This window comes from Flavobacterium urocaniciphilum (assembly GCF_900110615.1).
Classification (GTDB): Bacteria; Bacteroidota; Bacteroidia; order Flavobacteriales; family Flavobacteriaceae; genus Flavobacterium; species Flavobacterium urocaniciphilum.
Genome location: NZ_FOEI01000004.1, coordinates 125471 through 145571 on the forward strand (window position 1 = coordinate 125471; position 20101 = coordinate 145571).

Genomic DNA, 20101 nt, shown 5'->3' on the forward strand with positions numbered 1-20101 from the left:
TATATTAATTTAAATATTTTTCAAAATCTTTTATTTTAACTTTTGCTTTGATATCAAACATTAAGTTATACAATCCAAAAAATGTTCGGTTTACATAAATAAAATGTTTAGAACCTCTATTTCCATTCATTTTTCTTAAGGTTTTATCGTTGGCAAATTTTTCACTTAAAGCAGCAATTTTATTTTGAAAATCAGGGTTTGAAAAATCAAATACTTCAGCTTGAATAGGCAAGGTAAAAACACTTAATAATTCATGAAACATATTCGTAAAAAATTCAATTTCATCTTTAGTATCTGTAGTTTTCAGAATTTCCAATTCGTATAATTTCGATTTAAAATAGGCTATATTATTTAATGAATCTGGAGTGGAAACTTCAAAATAAGGAATATAAAAATCGTTCGGAATTTCTTTCATACATCCGAAATCAATGGCAATTAAATTACCATCTTTATCTACTAAAAAATTACCTGGATGCGGATCTGCATGAAATTTTTTCAAACTGTGAATTTGAAACATGTAAAAATCCCACAATGTTTGTCCAACTTTATCTCTTTCTTCTTGAGATGCATCACTTGAACAAAACTCTGATAAGTGAATTCCGTTCATCCAATCCATTGTAATGATTTTATCTGAAGAATATTCAGGATAATAATTCGGGAAAAGTAAATTATCAATCTTTTTACAATCCTCAATAACTTTCATAGATTGAGAAATCTCTAACTTATAATCTGTTTCTTCAATTAATTTATCTTCAACTTCTTGAAAATACTCATCTGAAGTTCCTTGTAAATTAAACATTCGAATTGCAATTGGTTTTACAAGTGCAATATCCGAACTAATACTTTCTCGAATGCCAGGATATTGAATTTTTACAGCCAATTCATTTCCGTTTTTCACAGCTTTATGTACTTGTCCAATACTAGCTGCATTGATAGAATCAGGAGAAAAAGTATCGAAAATTTCTTCAGGATATTTTTTAAAATACGTTTTAAATGTTTTTCTGACTAATGGGGCAGAAAGGGGTGGGACAGAAAATTGAGATAAGGAAAATTTATCTACATAAGATTGCGGTAATAAGTTTTTCTCCATGCTAAGCATTTGAGCAACTTTTAATGCGCTACCTTTTAATTCTTTGAGTCCATCGTAAATATCCGCTGCGTTATTTTCGTGTAATTTGTCTTTTGTTAAATTCGGATTTACTACTTTTTCTCCATAATATTTTAAGTAATTCCCACCAACTTTTACACCAGTAGAAACTAATTTGGTTACTCTTTCAATTTTTCCGGTTGGAATACTATCAATTTTTTTCATTATTAATTGTTGAAATTATGATTTTGAAAACATTCCGTTCATTTGTTCTTTCCATATAAATTTTCCAAAATCAATAACACTTTGAGTTGGAATATTATAAGCTAAATCGAAACTTGCTTTGACTGATTTTTCAATAAAAACATCTGTTTTTTCGAAATTAGCCGATTCGTCATGCATCCAAAAATTAAAAATTGATAGAAATTGAAGCCAAGCTGCTTCTTGAATCACTTTGTCTTGAATTTTCGCTACAGATTCTTGATCTAACTTTATTGGTTTCTCTAAAATTGACAAAGAAAAATCAATAAATACATTTCTAAGATTAGATAATTTACCAATATTTTTTAGTGGGTTTTTATCTTCTTTCAACATATAAACCACAAAACTTCTATTTGCAGTCGCCATTTCGAAAAAGGTAAAGTAAAAAGCAGATAATTTATCGGCGCTGTTATAATTTTGAAAAGCTTCATTATTTTCTAACAACTCTAATGTATAATTAAACATTGTTACAAAATATTGTTTTTCTAAAAAATCAAACGAAGCAAAATACTGATAAAAATCACTTTCTTCCATGTTGTTCAATTTGACAAACTCATAAACAGAGTTAGGTTTTTTGCCGTTCATTAAACAGAAATCGGTATAAGCAGAAACAATCACTTCATCGGTAATTGCTTTCTTTTTTTTTGAAGTTGCCATTTGTATAAAATTTTGTTTAACGAATTTACGAAAAAAGTGAACACTAAAAATTATATTAACTTAAATTTATCTATTACAGTATTGCTTTTATTTATTATTTTTGCTCAAAACAAGTATATGTCAATAGAAGTAAAAAATATTACAAAGACTTATGGAGAACAAAAAGCGTTAGATAACGTTAGTTTTTCTGTAAATAAAGGTGAGATTGTTGGGTTTTTAGGTCCGAATGGAGCTGGTAAATCGACTTTAATGAAAATATTGACCACTTATTTAACTTCAGATGAAGGAAGCGCAAGTGTAAATGGATTTGATGTGTCTTCGGCACAAAAAAGCGTTCAACAATCGGTTGGCTATTTACCAGAACACAATCCGTTATATTTAGATTTATATGTTCGTGAATATTTAGAATTCAGTGCTGATGTTCATAAAACTGATAAATCTAGAATTGAAGAAGTTATTACTTTAACAGGATTAACTCCGGAATGTCATAAAAAAATTGGAGAGCTTTCTAAAGGATATCGTCAACGTGTAGGTTTAGCAACAGCTTTACTTCACAATCCTGACGTTTTAATTTTGGATGAACCGACGACTGGTTTAGATCCGAATCAATTGGTTGAAATTAGAGAATTGATAAAAAATATTGGTAAAGATAAAACCGTATTTTTATCTACACATATCATGCAAGAAGTAGAAGCTATTTGCGATAGAATCATTATTATCAATAAAGGTCAGATTGTAGAAGATGCATTAATTGCTGATTTAGGTAAAAATTTAGAAAAAGTATTTAGAGAAAAAACGAAATAAAAAAAAATCCCTTTGAACAATCAAAGAGACTTTTAATAAACAACAACACAATAAAATACTTAATTTCTATCTTGATAAGTAATATATTTATTTCTTAATTTAAAGTAATCATCATAGATTTCTACCCATGCCAAATCTGACAATTTTGGATCGATAATTTTGTTATACATGAAATCTTCCTCTGTAAGTCCATACTTTTTAATAGACGTTTTCAAAGTTTTGATTGCTTTTTTATTGTTACCACTATTATAATAGCAATTAGCATATTCAAAATACACATTTTTCAAATTTTCATCTTTTGCTAATTTCACATAAGACTTATATGATTTAATGGCAGCCTCATAATTCTTTTCCAAAGCAAATTGTCTAGCTTCTTTTAAAATTAAGTCCTTGTCTTTTGCGAATGTCATTTGTCCTACAAACAACATAACGAATAGGTAAATAATTTTTTTCATAACACTTTGCTTTTGAATTATATTTCTAAAATTAGAAAAATAAATCCAAACCACCAAATGCAAACTACACAACAAAACCTAAAAAAGCATAATGCATAATTATTATTTTAACATATTTGTAAAGAATTTGTTAATATTATGCGTGCATAATTAAATAATTGTTAACTAAAAAAATCAAAACAGCCATTTTGATGACAATTTAACAAAAATGCACTTTTTTGTAAAAAAATAATGCCTTGCTGAAAAAACTTTCCAACAAGGCACAAATCTTAAATTATATGAGTTTTTAAAAAACTTCAGAAGCAATAGCTTTAATGTTTTCAGCCTTTCCCATAGAATAATAATGCAAAACAGGTATTCCTTTGGCAATCAATTCTTTACTTTGTTGCGTACACCATTCTATACCAATTTGCTTAACCGCTTCATTATCTTTTGCTTTTACAACCGCCATAATTAAATCATCAGGCAATTCTAAACTGAAACGATGTGGAATCAAATTCAATTGTTTTTTCGTAGCAATAGGCTTTAATCCAGGAATTATTGGAACTGTAATTCCAGCTGCTCTACATTTAGCCACAAAATCGAAAAATTTCTGATTATCGAAAAACATTTGGGTAATGATATAATCGGCTCCATTTTTAATTTTTTGCTTTAAGAAATGAATATCACTATCCAAACTTGGCGCTTCCATATGTTTCTCTGGATAACCTGCCACGCCAATACAAAAATTTGTTTTGTTAGTGTTTTGTAAATCAGAATCTAAATAAATTCCGTTATTCAAATCATTTATTTGCGAAACCAATTCAGAAGCAAAAGCATGACCTTCTTTTTCAGGTTTAAAATAAATTTCACTTTTTACGGCATCACCACGAAGTGCTACTACATTATTAATACCTAAGAAATCTAAGTCGATTAATAAATTCTCAGTATCTTCTTTTGTAAATCCACCACATAATATATGAGGAATCGCATCTACATTATATTTATTCTGAATTCCAGCACAAATTCCTACTGTACCTGGACGTTTTTTTACAATTTTCTTTTGTAATAATCCGTTTTCTAATTCTTTAAATTCATATTCTTCTCTATGATACGTTACATCAATAAACGGAGGATTAAATTCCATTAATGGATCAATACTATCAAAAATAGATTGAATATGTTGACCTTTTAAAGGCGGTAAAATTTCAAAAGAAAACAATGGTTTCCCGTTGGCTTTTTCTATATGTTCTGTTACTTTCATTCTTTTAAGTTTGTGGTTAATTGTTTTTTGTTTGTGGCTCTTAAACTATAAACCATCAACAATAAACTATAAACCCTTTTAATCTGCAATATTCGGCGCTAACCATTTTTCAGCTTGTTCTACACTAATATTTCTTCTTTTTGCGTAATCGGCTACTTGATCTTTTTTAATTTTACCTAATCCGAAATATTTACTTTGTTCATTTGCAAAATAATAGCCCGAAACGGATGATGCCGGCCACATTGCCATACTTTCCGTTAAGGTTACACCAATTTCATTTTCAACATTTAATAATTTCCAAATAGTTGGTTTTTCTAAATGATCAGGACAAGCAGGATAACCTGGTGCAGGACGAATTCCTTTATATTCTTCTTTTATTAATTCGTTGTTCGTTAAATTCTCATCTGAAGCATAACCCCAAATTTCTTTACGAACTTTTAAATGTAAATACTCCGCAAAAGCTTCAGCCAATCTATCGCCTAATGCCTTTGTTAGAATAGAATTATAATCATCTAATTGACGATCAAACTCTGCTGCTTTTTCATCCACACCAAAACCAGTTGTTACACAAAAACAACCTATATAATCTTGTTTTCCACTTTCTCTTGGAGCAATAAAATCGGCTAAAGCAATATTTGGTGCTCCGGCAGTTTTTTGTGATTGTTGTCGTAAAGTCAGAAACTGGAAGCTGGAAGCCGGAAGATTTATTTCGATATCATCATCATTAATAGTATTCGCTGGGAAAATCCCTAAAATACCTTTTGCAGTAAACCATTTTTCGGAAATAATTTGAGAAAGCATTTTCTGCGCATCTTCAAATAATTGCGTTGCTTGTTCTCCAACAACCTCATCCGTTAAAATAGCTGGATATTTTCCATACAATTCCCACGATTGAAAAAATGGGGTCCAATCGATAAAATTGACTAATTCAGAAAGTTCCACCTCAACCGTTTTCGAACCAATAAAATTTGGTTGAATGGGTTGGTAATTTTCCCAATCGATTTGAAATTTATTCTTACGTGCTTCTTCAATAGTTAAGAAATTTTTCTCACGACTTCTGTTCAAATATCCTTCGCGTAACGTATCATATTCTTGACGTAATGCTTTAGAAAAATCAACATTTGTTTCCGAATTTAATAAATTTGACGCTACCGTTACGGCACGAGAAGCATCGTTAACATGAACAACCGTTGCTTCATATTCAGGAGCGATTTTTACAGCTGTATGTGCACGAGAAGTTGTTGCACCACCAATCATCACAGGGATTTTGATGTTTAGCTTATCCATTTCTTTAGCCAAATACACCATTTCATCTAACGAAGGCGTAATTAAACCACTTAATCCGATAATATCAACCTTTTCTTTTACTGCAGTTTCGATAATTTTTTCTGGCGGAACCATAACTCCCAAATCGATGATTTCGAAATTATTACACGCTAAAACAACCGAAACGATGTTTTTACCAATATCATGAACATCACCTTTTACAGTCGCCATTAAAACCTTACCAGCTGAAGAAGATGAAGTAGAATCTTTTTCTGCTTCAATAAAAGGCAACAAATAAGCCACGGCTTTTTTCATTACACGTGCCGATTTTACTACTTGAGGTAAAAACATTTTTCCGCTACCGAATAAATCACCAACCACATTCATTCCATTCATTAAGTTGACTTCGATAACTTCGATTGCTTTTGAAGCATTTACACGGGCTTCTTCTACATCAATTTCGATAAATTCATCTAAACCTTTTACTAAAGAATGCGTTAAACGCTCTTGAACAGAACCATTTCTCCATTCGGCAATAGCTTTTTCATTCGATTTAACTTCGCCTTTATAACTTTCTGCTAATTCTAATAGTCTTTCAGTAGCATCTTCTCTCCTATTTAATAACACATCTTCAACATGTTCTAATAAAATCGGATCAATTTCATCGTAAATCTCTAACATTTCAGGATTTACAATTCCCATTGTCATACCATGATTGATAGCATGATATAAAAACGCTGAGTGCATGGCTTCTCGAACTTTATCATTTCCGCGAAAAGAAAACGAAACATTACTTACACCACCAGAAATATTGGCATAAGGTAAATTTTCGCGAATCCATTTTGTCGCTCTAAAAAAATCTAAAGCATTTAATTTATGTTCTTCCATTCCGGTTGCAACCGGAAAAATATTGGGATCAAAAATGATGTCTTGAGCAGGAAAACCAACTTCTTTTACAAGAATATCGTAACTTCTTTTACAAATTTCAATTCTACGTTCGTACGTATCGGCTTGACCAACCTCATCAAAAGCCATAACAATTACAGCAGCACCATAACGTTTGATTAATTTTGCATGATGAATAAAGGCTTCTTTACCTTCTTTAAGAGAAATAGAATTTACAACACCTTTTCCTTGAATCACTTTCAAACCGGCTTCAAGAATTTCCCATTTAGAACTATCAATCATTACCGGAACACGAGCGATATCGGGTTCGGCAGCAATTAAATTCAAGAATTTTGTCATAGCATACACGCCATCCAACATTCCTTCATCCATGTTAACATCGATAATTTGCGCCCCACCTTCTACTTGATTTCTGGCAATATCTAATGCTTCATCGTATTTCTCTTCTTTAATTAAACGTAGAAATTTACGTGAACCTGTAACATTTGTTCTTTCACCAACATTAACAAAAATCGATTCCTCATTAATAAAAAGAGGCTCTAAACCTGAAAGTTGTAAATTTATTTTATTTTCTCTTGACATTATATTTCATCAACGGCACTTTTAATTAAAGCACACTATTTATTTTCTTATAATTTTCTGCAACTTCTTTCCAAAAGATTTTACTTCCTTTAAGAAAAAGGCACATTTTATTTATTTTATTCTGTATGAAACTTTTTTGTTTTGCTTTCGTTTTCATTTCCTGTTTTGCAAGATGAACTTGCTTTATTTTAAAACCCATTTAGGGTTTCAAAACACTAAACAGGTTGATTACTTTCTAATTTTCTTGGCTTAAATTCGGCTGCAACTTCAGCAATTAATTTAATGTGATCTGGTGTAGTTCCGCAACATCCTCCAATAATATTGATCAAATTATCTTTTAAATATTCCCGAATTAAACTTTGCATTTCTTCCGGAGTTTGATCGTATTGTCCGAAAGCATTTGGCAAACCAGCATTTGGATGTGCTGAAATATTTAATTGTGTATTATGCGCTAACCGTTTTAAATAAGGTTTTAATTGATCGGCACCTAAGGCGCAATTGAATCCGACACTTAATAATGGAATATGTTGAATTGAAATTAGAAACGCTTCAACGGTTTGTCCGGATAAAGTTCTTCCTGACGCATCGGTAATCGTACCAGAAACCATAACTGGAATATCAATATTTCGATCTTCTTTAACTTCCTCAATAGCAAAAAGTGCCGCTTTAGCATTTAACGTATCGAAAATAGTTTCCACTAAAAGTAAATCGGAACCACCATCAATTAATGCTTCAACTTGTTGTTTATAAGCAACTTTTAATTCATCAAAAGTAACAGCTCGGTATCCAGGATCATTTACATCTGGCGACATCGAAGCTGTTCTATTTGTTGGTCCGATTGAACCTGCTACAAAACGAGGCTTATCCGTAAATTCATCCGCAACTTCACGAGCAATTTTAGCCGATTGATAATTTAATTCATACACTAAATCTTCCATGTGATAATCCGCCATACCAATTGTAGTACCAGAAAACGTATTGGTTTCTACGATATCAGCTCCCGCTTTAAAATACAAACGGTGCACTTCTTTAACAGCTTCAGGCTGAGTAATAGAAAGCAAATCATTATTCCCTTTTAATGGATGAGGAAAATCTGCAAAACGTTCACCACGAAAATCTTCTTCCGAAAAATTATTGCGTTGCAACATTGTTCCCATTGCACCATCAAGCACGAGAATTCTTTTTTCTATTTCTTCTTGAATTTTAGACATATAAATATTTAGCTTATTAATTCATCCCAATTCATTTTCAAATTAGGACAAGCACATTTTAGTTATCGTGAAAAAGCGGAGTATATACTCAACGTTATCTTCATCAATGAATTAGATTCTGAAACAAGTTCAGAATGACAAATCCGTTGATTAGAATGCAGCACCTTCTACAAGCGTAGGGTTGCTAAGGTTTCATTGGGTCTATTCCCTCCACCTTTCTTGATAACAACTTATTGTTTATGAACGGTGCAAAGGTAACAAAAAATTATAAAAAAGAAATATTTTCTAAATTTTAATTATATTATTACTAAAAATAGATTTTTATTCTAAATATTATTCTTTTATAAAAAATAAAATCTACTACACTCCACTTTTATTTACTTTTTATCAATTATTCTTAAGATATCACCAAAAACGCCACGTGCTGTTACTGAGGCACCTGCACCTGCTCCTTGTATTACAATTGGTCGTTCACCATAAGATTCTGTGTAAATCTCAAAAATAGAATCAGATCCTTTTAATTGTCCAAGTGCTGAATTTGCAGGAACTGAAACTAGTTTTACTACTAAATCACCTTTATCTTGTTGTAAATCGCCTGACAATTCACCAATATAACGTAACACATTTCCTGGTTCTTGACTTTCTTTTATTGATTTATAATGTGTATCTAACAATTGTAAATTATTTAAAAAGCTTGTTGTTGTTAACGATCTTAATTCAACCGGAATTAAATTTTGAATTTCGATTTCATTAAATTCATTTTGCAAATCTAATTCACGAGCTAAAATCAGCAATTTTCTCGCAACATCATTTCCACATAAATCTTCACGTGGATCTGGCTCAGTAAATCCTAAACTGATTGCTTCTTTCAACACTTCACTAAACGATTTATTTTCTACCGAAAAATGATTAAAAATATAACTTAGCGTTCCCGAGAAAACACCTTTAATTTTAGTAATATTTTCACCTGAAAGATGCAATAATTGAATGGTATCAATTAAAGGCAATCCCGCACCTACATTTGTTTCGTACAAATAATTTTTCTGATTTTCTTCTAGAACATTTCTAATTTCCTTATAAAAATTATAACTCAACGTGTTAGCAATTTTATTAGAAGAAACCACGTCAAAACCATTTTCAATTAGATTAATATAGTTTCCTACAAATTCATTACTAGCCGTATTATCAACCGCAATTAGATTTTCCAAATGATTTTCTTTGGCATACTCAATTACATCTTGTACCGTATAATTTTTACCATTATTTGCAATTTCCGACTTCCAATTTTCTCCAATTCCAACCTGATTAATTACTACTTTGGTTGAATTTGCAATTGCGAAAATATTCAACTGAATTCCTTTTCGAACTTCTATATTTTTGGCAGAATTTAAAATTTGTTCAATTAATGTTCCTCCTACTAAACCGTGACCAAAAACAGCAATATTAATTTTCTTCGTTAATCCGAAAATATCAACATTAATAACATTCAAGGCACGTTTTAAATCCGTTTTCTTTACAACCAAACTCACACTATTTCCTGTGATGATGTTATTAAATAGAATTGGTGTGATTTTATTTTTAATTAAGGAAGAATACAATTTATGAAAAGTACTTAATTCCTGACCAGATATTGAAATTGCCGCAATATTATTGTCGACCGAAACTTTACTTACATCTCCAAAAAGCAATTCTTTTGAAAATTCTTTTTCCAAGCCTTGTAAAGCTTCTTCAGCTCTTTCTGAATTTACTACAATTCCGATTCCTCTTTCTGAAGAACCTTGCGAAATGATACTAACACTAATTTTGCTAGCGGCCATCACACTAAAAATCCTAGCATCAATTCCGGCTTTTCCAAGCAAGCCTTTTCCTTCTAAATTAACTAATGAAACATTATCTAAAACCGATAATTCTTTAATTCCTTTGTACGTAACTTCTTTTTGTTCTGTTTTTAAAATTGACATAATTAAATTGTGTGTTTAGAGTTAAAAATTGTTTTTAAAATATTATTTAAACTTTCGTATTCGATTAAAAATGCGTCGTGCCCATGAATGGAATTTATCTCGTGATAGGTCAGATTTTTTGAACTATTACTTAATAAATTATGCGTATTGATATTTTCATTTGGTGCAAAAAAATAATCGCTATTAACAGCTATTTGATGTATTTTAGAAGAGCTTTTCTGAGCAAATTCTAACAAATCGGAAACCGACATATTTTCTCCGATTGTTTTCAATAAATGATTCATTAATTTATAAGCACTTAACTGAAACCTACTTTTAAGTTTTTCTCCGTGATGTTGCAACCATGATTCTACTTTATATACATCTTGATTATCATTTTTTTCGATATTAAATTTCGATGCTAAAGACAAAGGAGTTCGGTACAATAACATTGCATGCAATCTAGCATCATGAATAGGATTTTTGGAATTATTTAATATAGCATCTTGCACCAAAACATTCCCAATTAGCCAATCGCTTGCTTTCCAATTAGTTGCTACTGGAATTAAATTCTGAATAGCATTTGGTTTCAAAAAAGCCATTTCCCAAGCCACAGCTCCGCCTAAACTTCCTCCTATTACTGCGAAAAGTTGGTTGATATTTAAAAATTCTAATCCTTTCCAAAAAAGTGCTGCAATATCTTTAGTTGAAAAACTTTTATAATTTTCAATTAGGTTTTCAATTTCATTATCGAAACCATTTCCAGGAATATTAAAAGCGATCACAGAATATTTTTTTAAGTCGATTACTTTTTCTTCTCCAATAATATCTGACCACCAACCCTGTTCTCCAGCTACATTTGAATTACCAGTTAAAGCATGATTTACCAAAACTACTGGCGCAGTACCTAATGGTAAACCAAACACTTGATAGGATAAATTAATTTTTATTACTTCACCATTTTGAAGTAAAAAGTTTGAAATTTTTATGTATTGTAATTGATTCATGTATATTTTCTATCTAAATTATTATGTCTTAATTCTTGAATTGCATAAAAAAACCCTTTTGGAATTGTTACCAAAAGGGTTTTTAATTAAAATAAAAACTAAGATTATCTTTTTAACTTTTGGCCATAACAATTTCGCATGTGCATAAACATCATCATTCGGAATACCATTGTTATGTTAGTTTTGTTTTTCATATTGATTTTAAAAAAAAAAGCCTCTGCTTGAGCAGAGGCTAAATTGCATTGTGTTGTTTAGTAGTATCTATGCAATATTCATCTCTGCGGAAATTTTCCCCATCATAAAACGAATATGGCACATTATATTTTTCATCAGTTGTTTTAAATTTGATGTGGCAAATGTAGAATAATTTTCTACAAATAAAAATTTATTAGATAAATTTTCTGTTTTTTATTATTTTACTACAAATAAATAGATTTTTATTCTGATTTAATACGTTAGTTATTAAAATTATTCTAACAAAACCTCCAATTAAACTTAAAATATTTTTGCTAACATTCTCAAACTAAATACTATTACCAAAAAAGCAACTAATAATAACGCCGTTTTCTGTGGAATTTTACCCGCTAATTTTGCTGCAAATGGTGCTGCAATTCCGCCACCTATTATTAATCCAGCAACAATATACCAATGACTCACTCCAATTGAAGCGAAAAACGTTATGGAAGCAGCTAAGGTCACAAAAAATTCCGCTAAGCTTACCGTTCCAATTACATATTTAGATTTTTTCCCTCTAGACAACAAAGTTGAAGTTACAATTGGACCCCAACCGCCACCTCCAAAAGCATCTAAAAATCCGCCCGAAAAACCAAGAAGTCCAGTATTCTTACTTTTTCTATTTGGAATTTGCTTACGCATGGCGATTCTAAGCAAACTGAATCCCATAATCATTGTGTAAGTTGCTAAAACTCCGTAAGTAATTTTTTCATATTTACTACCAAAATACACCAATAACAAAGCTCCAGAAACTGCACCTATTACGCCAGGAATTACTAACCAGAATAGCAATTTCTTATTCACATTACCGAATTTATAATGCGAAAATCCACTAATTCCACTTGAAAACATTTCTGCGGTATGAATACTCCCACTAATTGCTGGCAATTTTATCCCTAATAACATCATGCTTGTGGAACAAGTAATACCATATCCCAAACCTACAGCTCCATCAACTAATTGAGCAAAAAAACCAACTAAAAGCATACCATAAAAAGCATTAGGTATTTGACTAGTGTATTCTTTTACTTGATCAATAGAAATGATTCCAGAAAAACCATAGCCTAAAAAAACCGCAAAAAACAAAAGCGTTAATTGAAATGTTAAGTTTTTATACTTCTTTTTTTCAGTCTTTTTTTTAGCTAATAAACTTGCCGTAGCTTTATTCAAATCGGCTAATTTTTCATTGAAATCGCCTTTATGTTGATTTCTAAAACTATTTAATTGCTCGATGTTATTTTCAATTTCTTCCGGAATTACTTCAGAAAAATATTCTCGTAATCTTTTGGCCAAAACTGGCGATTTCCCATTGGTAGAAATTGCAATTTTCAAATTTCCTTTATTCACAATCGAACCCAAATAAAAATCGCATAAATCCGGTTGATCAGCAGCGTTGACTTTTATCCCTCTGTTTTTAGCCAAAGATTTTACCATTGCATTTACTTCAGGATTGTCCGTTGTAATTACAACAAAATCCTTTGCATCTAAATCTGATTCTTCAAAACCTTTTTCCTGAAAAGTTATATTTTCATGTTTATCTATTAGCTCTTTCAACTTCGGATGAAAATCAATAGCCACCAAATGAATATTAATATTCGGATTTTGCTTCAACAACGTTTCTGTTTTTTCCAAACCAACATTTCCGCCACCAACTATTAAAAATTGTGCCGTATCCGTTTTTAGAAAAACAGGAAATAGTGTATTCTTCATTCGTTATTTTTTTAATTAATTGTATGAAAAACAGAGAATCTCAAAATATCTCTATTATAAAAATCGGTTCCTGATTTTTGCTGTTGAAACCAATTCATATAACCCATTTCTAAGGCATATGAATGGTTCAACTTAAAATTTATAGCCAAATAAATTCGGTTTTGATCAAACGTATTTTTTACAATTTTATCACCTACATTTATCATGATTTCATCTTTTATTTTCAACAAAAGCCTATCCATATTTTCTTTCTTCCAAATTGAAAAATCGAAACCTAATTGATATCGAAATCTAAAATTTGAAAAACGATAACCTCCAACTAACCTGTCATTTTCCACATCATGAAAAAATCGTGCTTCCACTTTATAACGATGATTGATGGTTAGGAAATTCCATTTTTGCTTATTGCTAAATCCAATATCCGGTCGTAATTCTGGAACCGTTAGATTACTTTCCGAATTCGGAACATTTGGATTTTGAAAAAACAATGTCATACCAATAGACTCATTCCAGTTATCTTTTAATTTTCGAACTAAATTTGACCTAAATACTAATTGATGCTGAGCTGTTGGGTTGAAAAATTGTCGTTCTTGAATTTCACTATTGACTTCCCAATTTTGATTTAATTTCCAATTATTATAATATCCATACCATATTAATTGCTGTTTTTCGACATTTTTTTGAGACAATAAAAATTCAGGAAGTATAATTATGATAATTACAAACAGCTTTTTCATTATTGTAAAATGGTTCTAAAAGCAAAATCTCCAAACGTTTCATTTTCAAATTTATCTTTCACGTACTTGTTCAATAAAACATCTACTTCTTCCAAAATTTGTGCTTCCGTTTGTTTTTCCTTGTAAATCTTATTCAATCTTTCACCAAATCGGTCGCCACCCAACATAAAATTATATTGCCCGGGACCTGTTCCAACAAATCCTAGTTCAGCAACATAAGGTCGACCACATCCATTTGGACAACCCGTCATACGAATGGTGATTTCATCATTAGTTAAGTTGTATTTTTCTAAGATTGGTTCAATTTTAGTTACCAATTCTGGCAAGTAACGTTGGGCTTCCGCTAAAGCTAAGGGACATGTTGGTAATGCCACACACGCCATTGAATTCTTACGTAATGCACTAACTTGTTTTTCGATATCGTGCTGAAGCAATAATTCTTCGATTTTAGTTTTATTTTTTTCATCAATTTCACCTAAAATCAGATTTTGATTTCCGGAAAAAATGAAATTATTAATGTTCAATTGAGCCAATTCAAATAAAAATTGCTTCTGATATGGTTTTACCACACCATGTTCTACAAACAACGTATAAAACCATTTTCCTTGATGATTTTGTTCCCAACCGTAACGATCACTTCTTTCTGTAAAAGTGTATTTTCTTTCTGGTTCGAATTCAAATCCGATGCGTTTTTCTAATTCTTTTTTAAAGCCTTCTACAGTTAATTTATCAACTGTATATTTCAATCGAGATAATTTTCTGTCCACTCGATTTCCAAAATCACGTTGAATGGTTAAAATTTCATAAACCGCTTTTAGTGTTTTCTCTTCTGTATCGGTAAAACCAATAATACTTCCTAAACGTGAATAGGTATTCGGATTTCCGTGCGTTGTAGCTAAACCACCACCAATAGCGATATTAAAACCTTTCAATTTATCGTTTTCGATAATCGCAATTAATCCGATATCGTTGGTAAACACATCCACATCATTACTTGGCGGTATAGCAATGGCAATTTTGAATTTTCTTGGCAAATAGCGATCTTCATATAACGGATCGGCTTCTGAAGAACGTTCGTAAATTTTTTCACCATCGATAAAAACCTCGTAATACGATTGTGTTTTTGGTAAAAGCAACGTCGAAATTTTGTCGGCATACTCATAAATCTCTTGATGAATTCGAGAAATTTGCGGATGCGAACTCACAATCACATTACGATTTACATCGCCACACGCCGCAATTGAATCTAATTTTGCAGTGTTAAACGCCTGAATCGTTGGTCGCAATTGATGTTTTAACAAACCATGCAATTGAACGGTTTGTCTGGTTGTAATTTTTAATGTTCCTGTTCCGAATTGTTCTGAGATTTCGTGAGTGGCAATCCATTGATCGGCCGATATTACACCACCTGGAATTCTCAATCGAATCATAAAGGAATACAATTTGTCTAATTTTTTAACTGCACGTTCCGCTCTTCTGTCGCGGTCGTCTTGCACGTACATTCCATGAAATTTAACTAATGTTTCGTCGTCCGGACGCACATTTCCTGTATGATTATCTAAATCGATACTTTCTTTTAACGTTCCTCTAAGACCATCACTTTTAGTCTTGATATATTCTACTGCTGATAATTTTTCGCTCATATTTTTTTATTTAATCCTGACAGGTTTTTCAAACCTGTCAAGTTGTTAATACACGTCTTTTTGATATTTTCCTTGATTTTCTAATTCATCTAAAATTTGTTTTGCATCGTTTTCAGAAACATTTCGTTCTTTAGCGATTACCTCAACAATGGCTTTTTCAACATCTTGACTCATTGGATTTTTTTGTCCACAGATGTAAATACTTGCTCCGTTTTCTATCCAAGAATTAAATTCAGCTGCTTTTTCTCTAATTCTATCTTGCACATAAATTTTACGTTCTTGATCGCGAGAAAAGGCTGTATCTAGTTTTGTTAAAACTCCAGTGGTTAACCATTCTTGAATTTCCGTTTGATAATAGAAATCGTGTACGAAATGTTGTTCTCCAAAAAACAGCCAATTTTTACCTTCGGCACCTTTAGCATCACGTTCAGCCAAGAAACTTCTAAAAGGGGCTATACCCGTTCCTGGTCCGATCATGATAATATCCGTTTCCTCTTTTGGTAATCGGAAATTGTTATTTTTATGAATGTAAAATTCGAGTTCGGTATCCAATGGAAATTCTGCTAAAAACTCAGATGCTAAACCCGATTTAATTTCATCATTAACCTTAAATTTATTAAGATTTACAGTCAAATGAACTTGTCCGTCATGCGCATCCGAAGAAGAAGAAATAGAATACAATCTTGGCGCAATCGGATGAAGTAGTTCAACAATTTCATCTAATTTTACTTTCTTAGGTTGGTATTTTTGAAGAATATCAATTAAGTTCGATTTTTCTTCAATGATTTCAATTTCAAACAATTTTGAAAAAGTTTCCAACGATTTTTTCGACAAACCGCGAACATTTTTATCAATAAGGATTTCATGATTTTCATCATTGAAATAATTCGCAATTGCTTTAATTTCCTCCTGATTATTTTTTGGAATAATTCCTAAAGCGTCGCCTGGTTCGTACTGAATTTCATCTTCCGATTCAATTTCGATATGATACGTTTCTTTGTTTGAACCAATATCATTCAACACCACTTTATGACTAATTTTTCCCAAATAATTTTTCTTATGAGAAGTAGTTGAAATAGATGCTTTTACTTTATTTATAACAGTTGATCCTAAATTTTGAAAAGCAATTTTCAAATCATTTTCCCAATTTGAAACTGTTTCTGCAAAATCGACATCTGCTTTTACTAAAGGCAACAAACGCTTTGCTCCTTTTTCTGCTAAAGCTTCATCTAATAAAATTCCGGCATTGGCAAACAATGGATAAGAAGTATCACCTAATCCTAAAACCGCATAGGAAACTTTACTCAAATCTGCTTTAGAAGCTTTTAAATTTTCGTAAAAAGTCACAGCATTTTGAGGAAATTCGCCTTCACCTTGTGTACTCATTACAAACAAAACCAAACTTTCTTTTTCCAGTTTCGACACATCAAATTGAGAAACATCTAAAGCTTTTGCTTGTATTTTGTCCTTTTTAAAAGAAGCCAACAATCCGGTAGCTACTTTTTTAGAATTCCCTGTTTCAGTTCCGTAAACAATTAAAGGTTTTACAGCCACTGGCCTATTTGAATTTGTTTCGGTAGTTCCACCTAACAATTCTACTCTATCTAAAAAACCAGATAAATAGCCTTTTGTCCAGATAATTTCTTCTTTCGAAGCATTTTGTGCTAATTGTTGTAATAATGATAATTTAGTTTCAGACAGCATTTTGGTAAATATTTTTATGATTATCGAAATAAGATTCAGTTGTATTTTTCTCTGTAAACCAAGAAAATTGATGATGTAAATTCACCACTTCGCCAATAATGAGCAATGTGGGAACAAACTCAAATTCGGGTAACGTATTTGTTTGAATACCTTCAAAAGAAAACACACTTGTTTTTTGATCGGGCGTTGTAGCTTGTTGAATAACCGCTAAACTTTTAGATAAACTAATTCCTTCATTTAGCAATTGTTCCGCTAAGAAATTCAACCGTTGACCGCTCATGTAAAAAACTAAAGTATCTTCCGTTGAAGCCCAATCTTTCCATTGGTTTTGTTTTACCGCATTTAAATCGCATAATGTTAAAAACCGAACACCTTTTGAAAAACCTCTAGCTGTTAATGGAATTCCGGTATACGCAGCAGCACCAAAAGCAGCGGATATTCCAGGAATAATTTCATAAGGAATTTCATTTTTTTTCACTGCTTGTAATTCGTCTAACACATTGGAAAACAAAGTAGCATCACCACCTTTTAATCGGAGTACTTGTTTTCCTTGCGAAGCGAAATCCACCATCAAATCATTAATATCCTTTTGGGGTGTCCAAATTCCTTTAGAGCATTGTTTACCCACATAAATTACTTCCGCATCTTTGCGAGCATATTGCTCAATTAACTCTGGCGAAACCAATCTATCAGTTAAAACCACATCGGCGGTTTGTAAATATTTTAAGGCTTTTAGACTGATTAAATCCGGATCACCTGGACCAGCACCCGCTAAAATCACCTTTCCTTTTTTGGTTATTTGTATCATAATTATCTTAAAATTAGGCATAGAAATGGCTGTTCCGATTAAAATCGGAAGACAACTTCTACATTAAATCACTGATTTTTAGAACAATCCTTCTATAGAAAGATAACGTTCTCCTGTATCATAATTAAAAGTTAGTACTTTAGCATCATCTGGTAATGAAGCTACTTTTTTGGCTACTGCTGCTAAAGAAGCACCCGTTGAAATTCCAACTAAAATCCCTTCTTGCTTGGCAACATTTCTGGTAAATTCGAAAGCTTCTTCTTTGGTAACTTGAATAACCTCATCAATTAAATCTCCATGATAATTTTCTGGAATGAATCCGGCTCCAATACCTTGAATTGGATGAGGAGACGGACTACCGCCACTCAACACAGGAGATAATTCTGGTTCTACCGCTATGACTTTTACATTAGGAAATTTTTCTTTTACAATTGATGCCACTCCAGAAATGTGCCCACCTGTTCCCACACCGGTAATGATATAATCTAATCCATTTGGAAAATCAGCTAAAATTTCTTGTGCTGTAGTTTTTTGATGCACCGCAACATTAGCTGGATTATTAAATTGTGAGGGCGACCAAGCATTTGGAGTTTGAGACACTAATTCGGCAGCACGTTCAATTGCACCTTTCATTCCTTTTTCACGAGGCGTTAAATCGAATTCAGCACCATAAATTTCCATTAATTTTCTGCGTTCCACACTCATTGATTCTGGCATCACCAAAATCACTTTATAACCTTTCACTGCAGCAACTAACGCTAATCCAATACCTGTATTCCCAGATGTTGGTTCAATAATTACACTATTCGGTTTCAATAATCCTTTTGCTTCCGCATCTTCAATCATCGCTAAAGCAATTCTGTCTTTGATGCTATTACCCGGATTCGTTCGTTCTAATTTTAGATATACATTTTTATTGGCTCCGTAAAGCTTATTTATTTTTACAATTGGTGTATTTCCAATTGTTTCTAAAATAGTATTCTTAATCATTTTATTTTAAATTTATTTGTTGTTGTTTATATTTTTATTTTAAATCACATAGTTAAGTGGTTCTGGAAATTCGCTTTTCTTTTTAATTTCAATTTCACTTTTGTGATAGACTAATGAACTTTGCGGAACGGAATGCGTTAACCAAACATTACCACCTATTACTGAATTTGCACCTATGATCGTATTACCGCCTAAAATGGTCGCATTGGCATAAATCGTAACATGATCTTCAATAGTAGGATGTCTTTTATCGGAAGCATGATCTTTTGAAACCGACAGCGCGCCTAACGTAACACCTTGATAAATTTTGACATTGTTTCCAATTTTAGTGGTTTCGCCAATTACAATTCCTGTTCCATGATCAATGAAAAAATTTTCACCGATTTCTGCACCTGGATGAATATCAATTCCGGTTCGACTATGAACATATTCGGTAATAATTCTTGGAATGATTGGAATATTTAATTTCCAAAACACATTCGCTATTCTATAAGCCGTTATGGCAAAAAAACCTGGATAAGCAATTAAAACTTCTTCTTTAGATTTAGCAGCTGGATCGAAATTAATTATCGTTTCCAAATCGTTGATTAATACAAAATGAATGCGCTCTAAGTTTTCAAAAAAGTAATTCGAATTAACTTTAATCTGATTCGTTTCATCTGTAACTTTTGCTAAAACATCTTGAAGTTTTAATTGCAATAATTTTTCCTTATTCTGAAAAAACCTGTAATTATTATACTCTTGATTAATATCGAATAACCAATTGATTAATTCATCCAACCAACTTTCAACTTGATTTTTATTGATTGGATTTCTAGTCCTTTCCTGATTTCTAATGTAAATTGAATATGACATA

At 31.6% G+C, this 20101-nt stretch carries 14 protein-coding genes, 2 pseudogenes and 1 riboswitch; of the genes and pseudogenes, 1 reads left to right on the plus strand and 15 read right to left on the minus strand.

The window, feature by feature from the left end:
• Positions 1-4 precede the first annotated feature (4 nt).
• Positions 5-1312, minus strand: a complete 1308-nt coding sequence (locus tag BMY86_RS08755) for an ABC1 kinase family protein (RefSeq protein WP_091467792.1) — start codon at positions 1310-1312, stop codon at positions 5-7.
• Positions 1313-1327: 15 nt separating this feature from the next.
• Positions 1328-2005, minus strand: a complete 678-nt coding sequence (locus BMY86_RS08760) for a TetR family transcriptional regulator C-terminal domain-containing protein (protein ID WP_091467794.1) — start codon at positions 2003-2005, stop codon at positions 1328-1330.
• Positions 2006-2122: 117 nt separating this feature from the next.
• On the opposite strand from BMY86_RS08760, the pseudogene BMY86_RS08765 reads away from it, so the two are divergent.
• Positions 2123-2776, plus strand: a pseudogene (locus BMY86_RS08765) (ATP-binding cassette domain-containing protein); the annotation flags it as partial.
• 92 nt (positions 2777-2868) lie between these two features.
• Here the strand turns inward: BMY86_RS08765 and BMY86_RS08770 are convergent.
• The 13 genes and pseudogenes from BMY86_RS08770 to epsC form a co-directional block, all read right to left on the minus strand.
• Positions 2869-3264, minus strand: a complete 396-nt coding sequence (locus tag BMY86_RS08770) for a tetratricopeptide repeat protein (RefSeq protein ID WP_143065632.1) — start codon at positions 3262-3264, stop codon at positions 2869-2871.
• Positions 3265-3550: 286 nt separating this feature from the next.
• Positions 3551-4507: a methylenetetrahydrofolate reductase [NAD(P)H] gene (metF, locus tag BMY86_RS08775; RefSeq protein ID WP_091467798.1), complete on the minus strand. Its 957-nt coding sequence runs from the start codon at positions 4505-4507 to the stop codon at positions 3551-3553.
• A gap of 78 nt (positions 4508-4585) precedes the next feature.
• Positions 4586-7261, minus strand: coding sequence for a methionine synthase (metH, locus tag BMY86_RS08780; protein ID WP_091467800.1), 2676 nt, complete (start codon positions 7259-7261; stop codon positions 4586-4588).
• Between the two features lie 215 nt (positions 7262-7476).
• The gene (locus BMY86_RS08785) at positions 7477-8472 is read right to left on the minus strand and encodes a homocysteine S-methyltransferase family protein (RefSeq protein WP_091467802.1); all 996 of its coding nucleotides are present in this window, start codon (positions 8470-8472) and stop codon (positions 7477-7479) included.
• Positions 8473-8563: 91 nt separating this feature from the next.
• A riboswitch (SAM riboswitch) is annotated at positions 8564-8701 on the minus strand.
• A 148-nt stretch (positions 8702-8849) separates the two neighbouring features.
• A pseudogene (locus BMY86_RS13230) lies at positions 8850-10400 on the minus strand (ACT domain-containing protein); the annotation flags it as partial.
• A 35-nt stretch (positions 10401-10435) separates the two neighbouring features.
• Positions 10436-11419, minus strand: coding sequence for an alpha/beta fold hydrolase (locus tag BMY86_RS13235; RefSeq protein ID WP_091467806.1), 984 nt, complete (start codon positions 11417-11419; stop codon positions 10436-10438).
• A gap of 495 nt (positions 11420-11914) precedes the next feature.
• Positions 11915-13363, minus strand: coding sequence for a TSUP family transporter (locus BMY86_RS08800; RefSeq protein WP_091467808.1), 1449 nt, complete (start codon positions 13361-13363; stop codon positions 11915-11917).
• An 11-nt stretch (positions 13364-13374) separates the two neighbouring features.
• Positions 13375-14100: a DUF2490 domain-containing protein gene (locus BMY86_RS08805; RefSeq protein ID WP_091467811.1), complete on the minus strand. Its 726-nt coding sequence runs from the start codon at positions 14098-14100 to the stop codon at positions 13375-13377.
• Positions 14100-15743, minus strand: a complete 1644-nt coding sequence (locus BMY86_RS08810) for an NADPH-dependent assimilatory sulfite reductase hemoprotein subunit (RefSeq protein ID WP_091467813.1) — start codon at positions 15741-15743, stop codon at positions 14100-14102. The genes BMY86_RS08805 and BMY86_RS08810 overlap by 1 nt, the downstream gene beginning before the upstream one ends.
• Positions 15744-15788: 45 nt before the next feature.
• Positions 15789-17447, minus strand: a complete 1659-nt coding sequence (locus BMY86_RS08815) for a diflavin oxidoreductase (protein WP_091467816.1) — start codon at positions 17445-17447, stop codon at positions 15789-15791.
• Complete coding sequence (gene cobA, locus BMY86_RS08820) at positions 17437-18255, minus strand: uroporphyrinogen-III C-methyltransferase (protein ID WP_091467818.1); 819 nt, start codon at positions 18253-18255, stop codon at positions 17437-17439. The genes BMY86_RS08815 and cobA overlap by 11 nt, the downstream gene beginning before the upstream one ends.
• A 78-nt stretch (positions 18256-18333) precedes the next feature.
• The gene (gene cysK, locus BMY86_RS08825) at positions 18334-19245 is read right to left on the minus strand and encodes a cysteine synthase A (protein WP_091467820.1); all 912 of its coding nucleotides are present in this window, start codon (positions 19243-19245) and stop codon (positions 18334-18336) included.
• A 39-nt stretch (positions 19246-19284) separates the two neighbouring features.
• Positions 19285-20100, minus strand: a complete 816-nt coding sequence (gene epsC, locus BMY86_RS08830; RefSeq protein WP_091467823.1) for a serine O-acetyltransferase EpsC — start codon at positions 20098-20100, stop codon at positions 19285-19287.
• Position 20101: the final 1 nt, after the last annotated feature.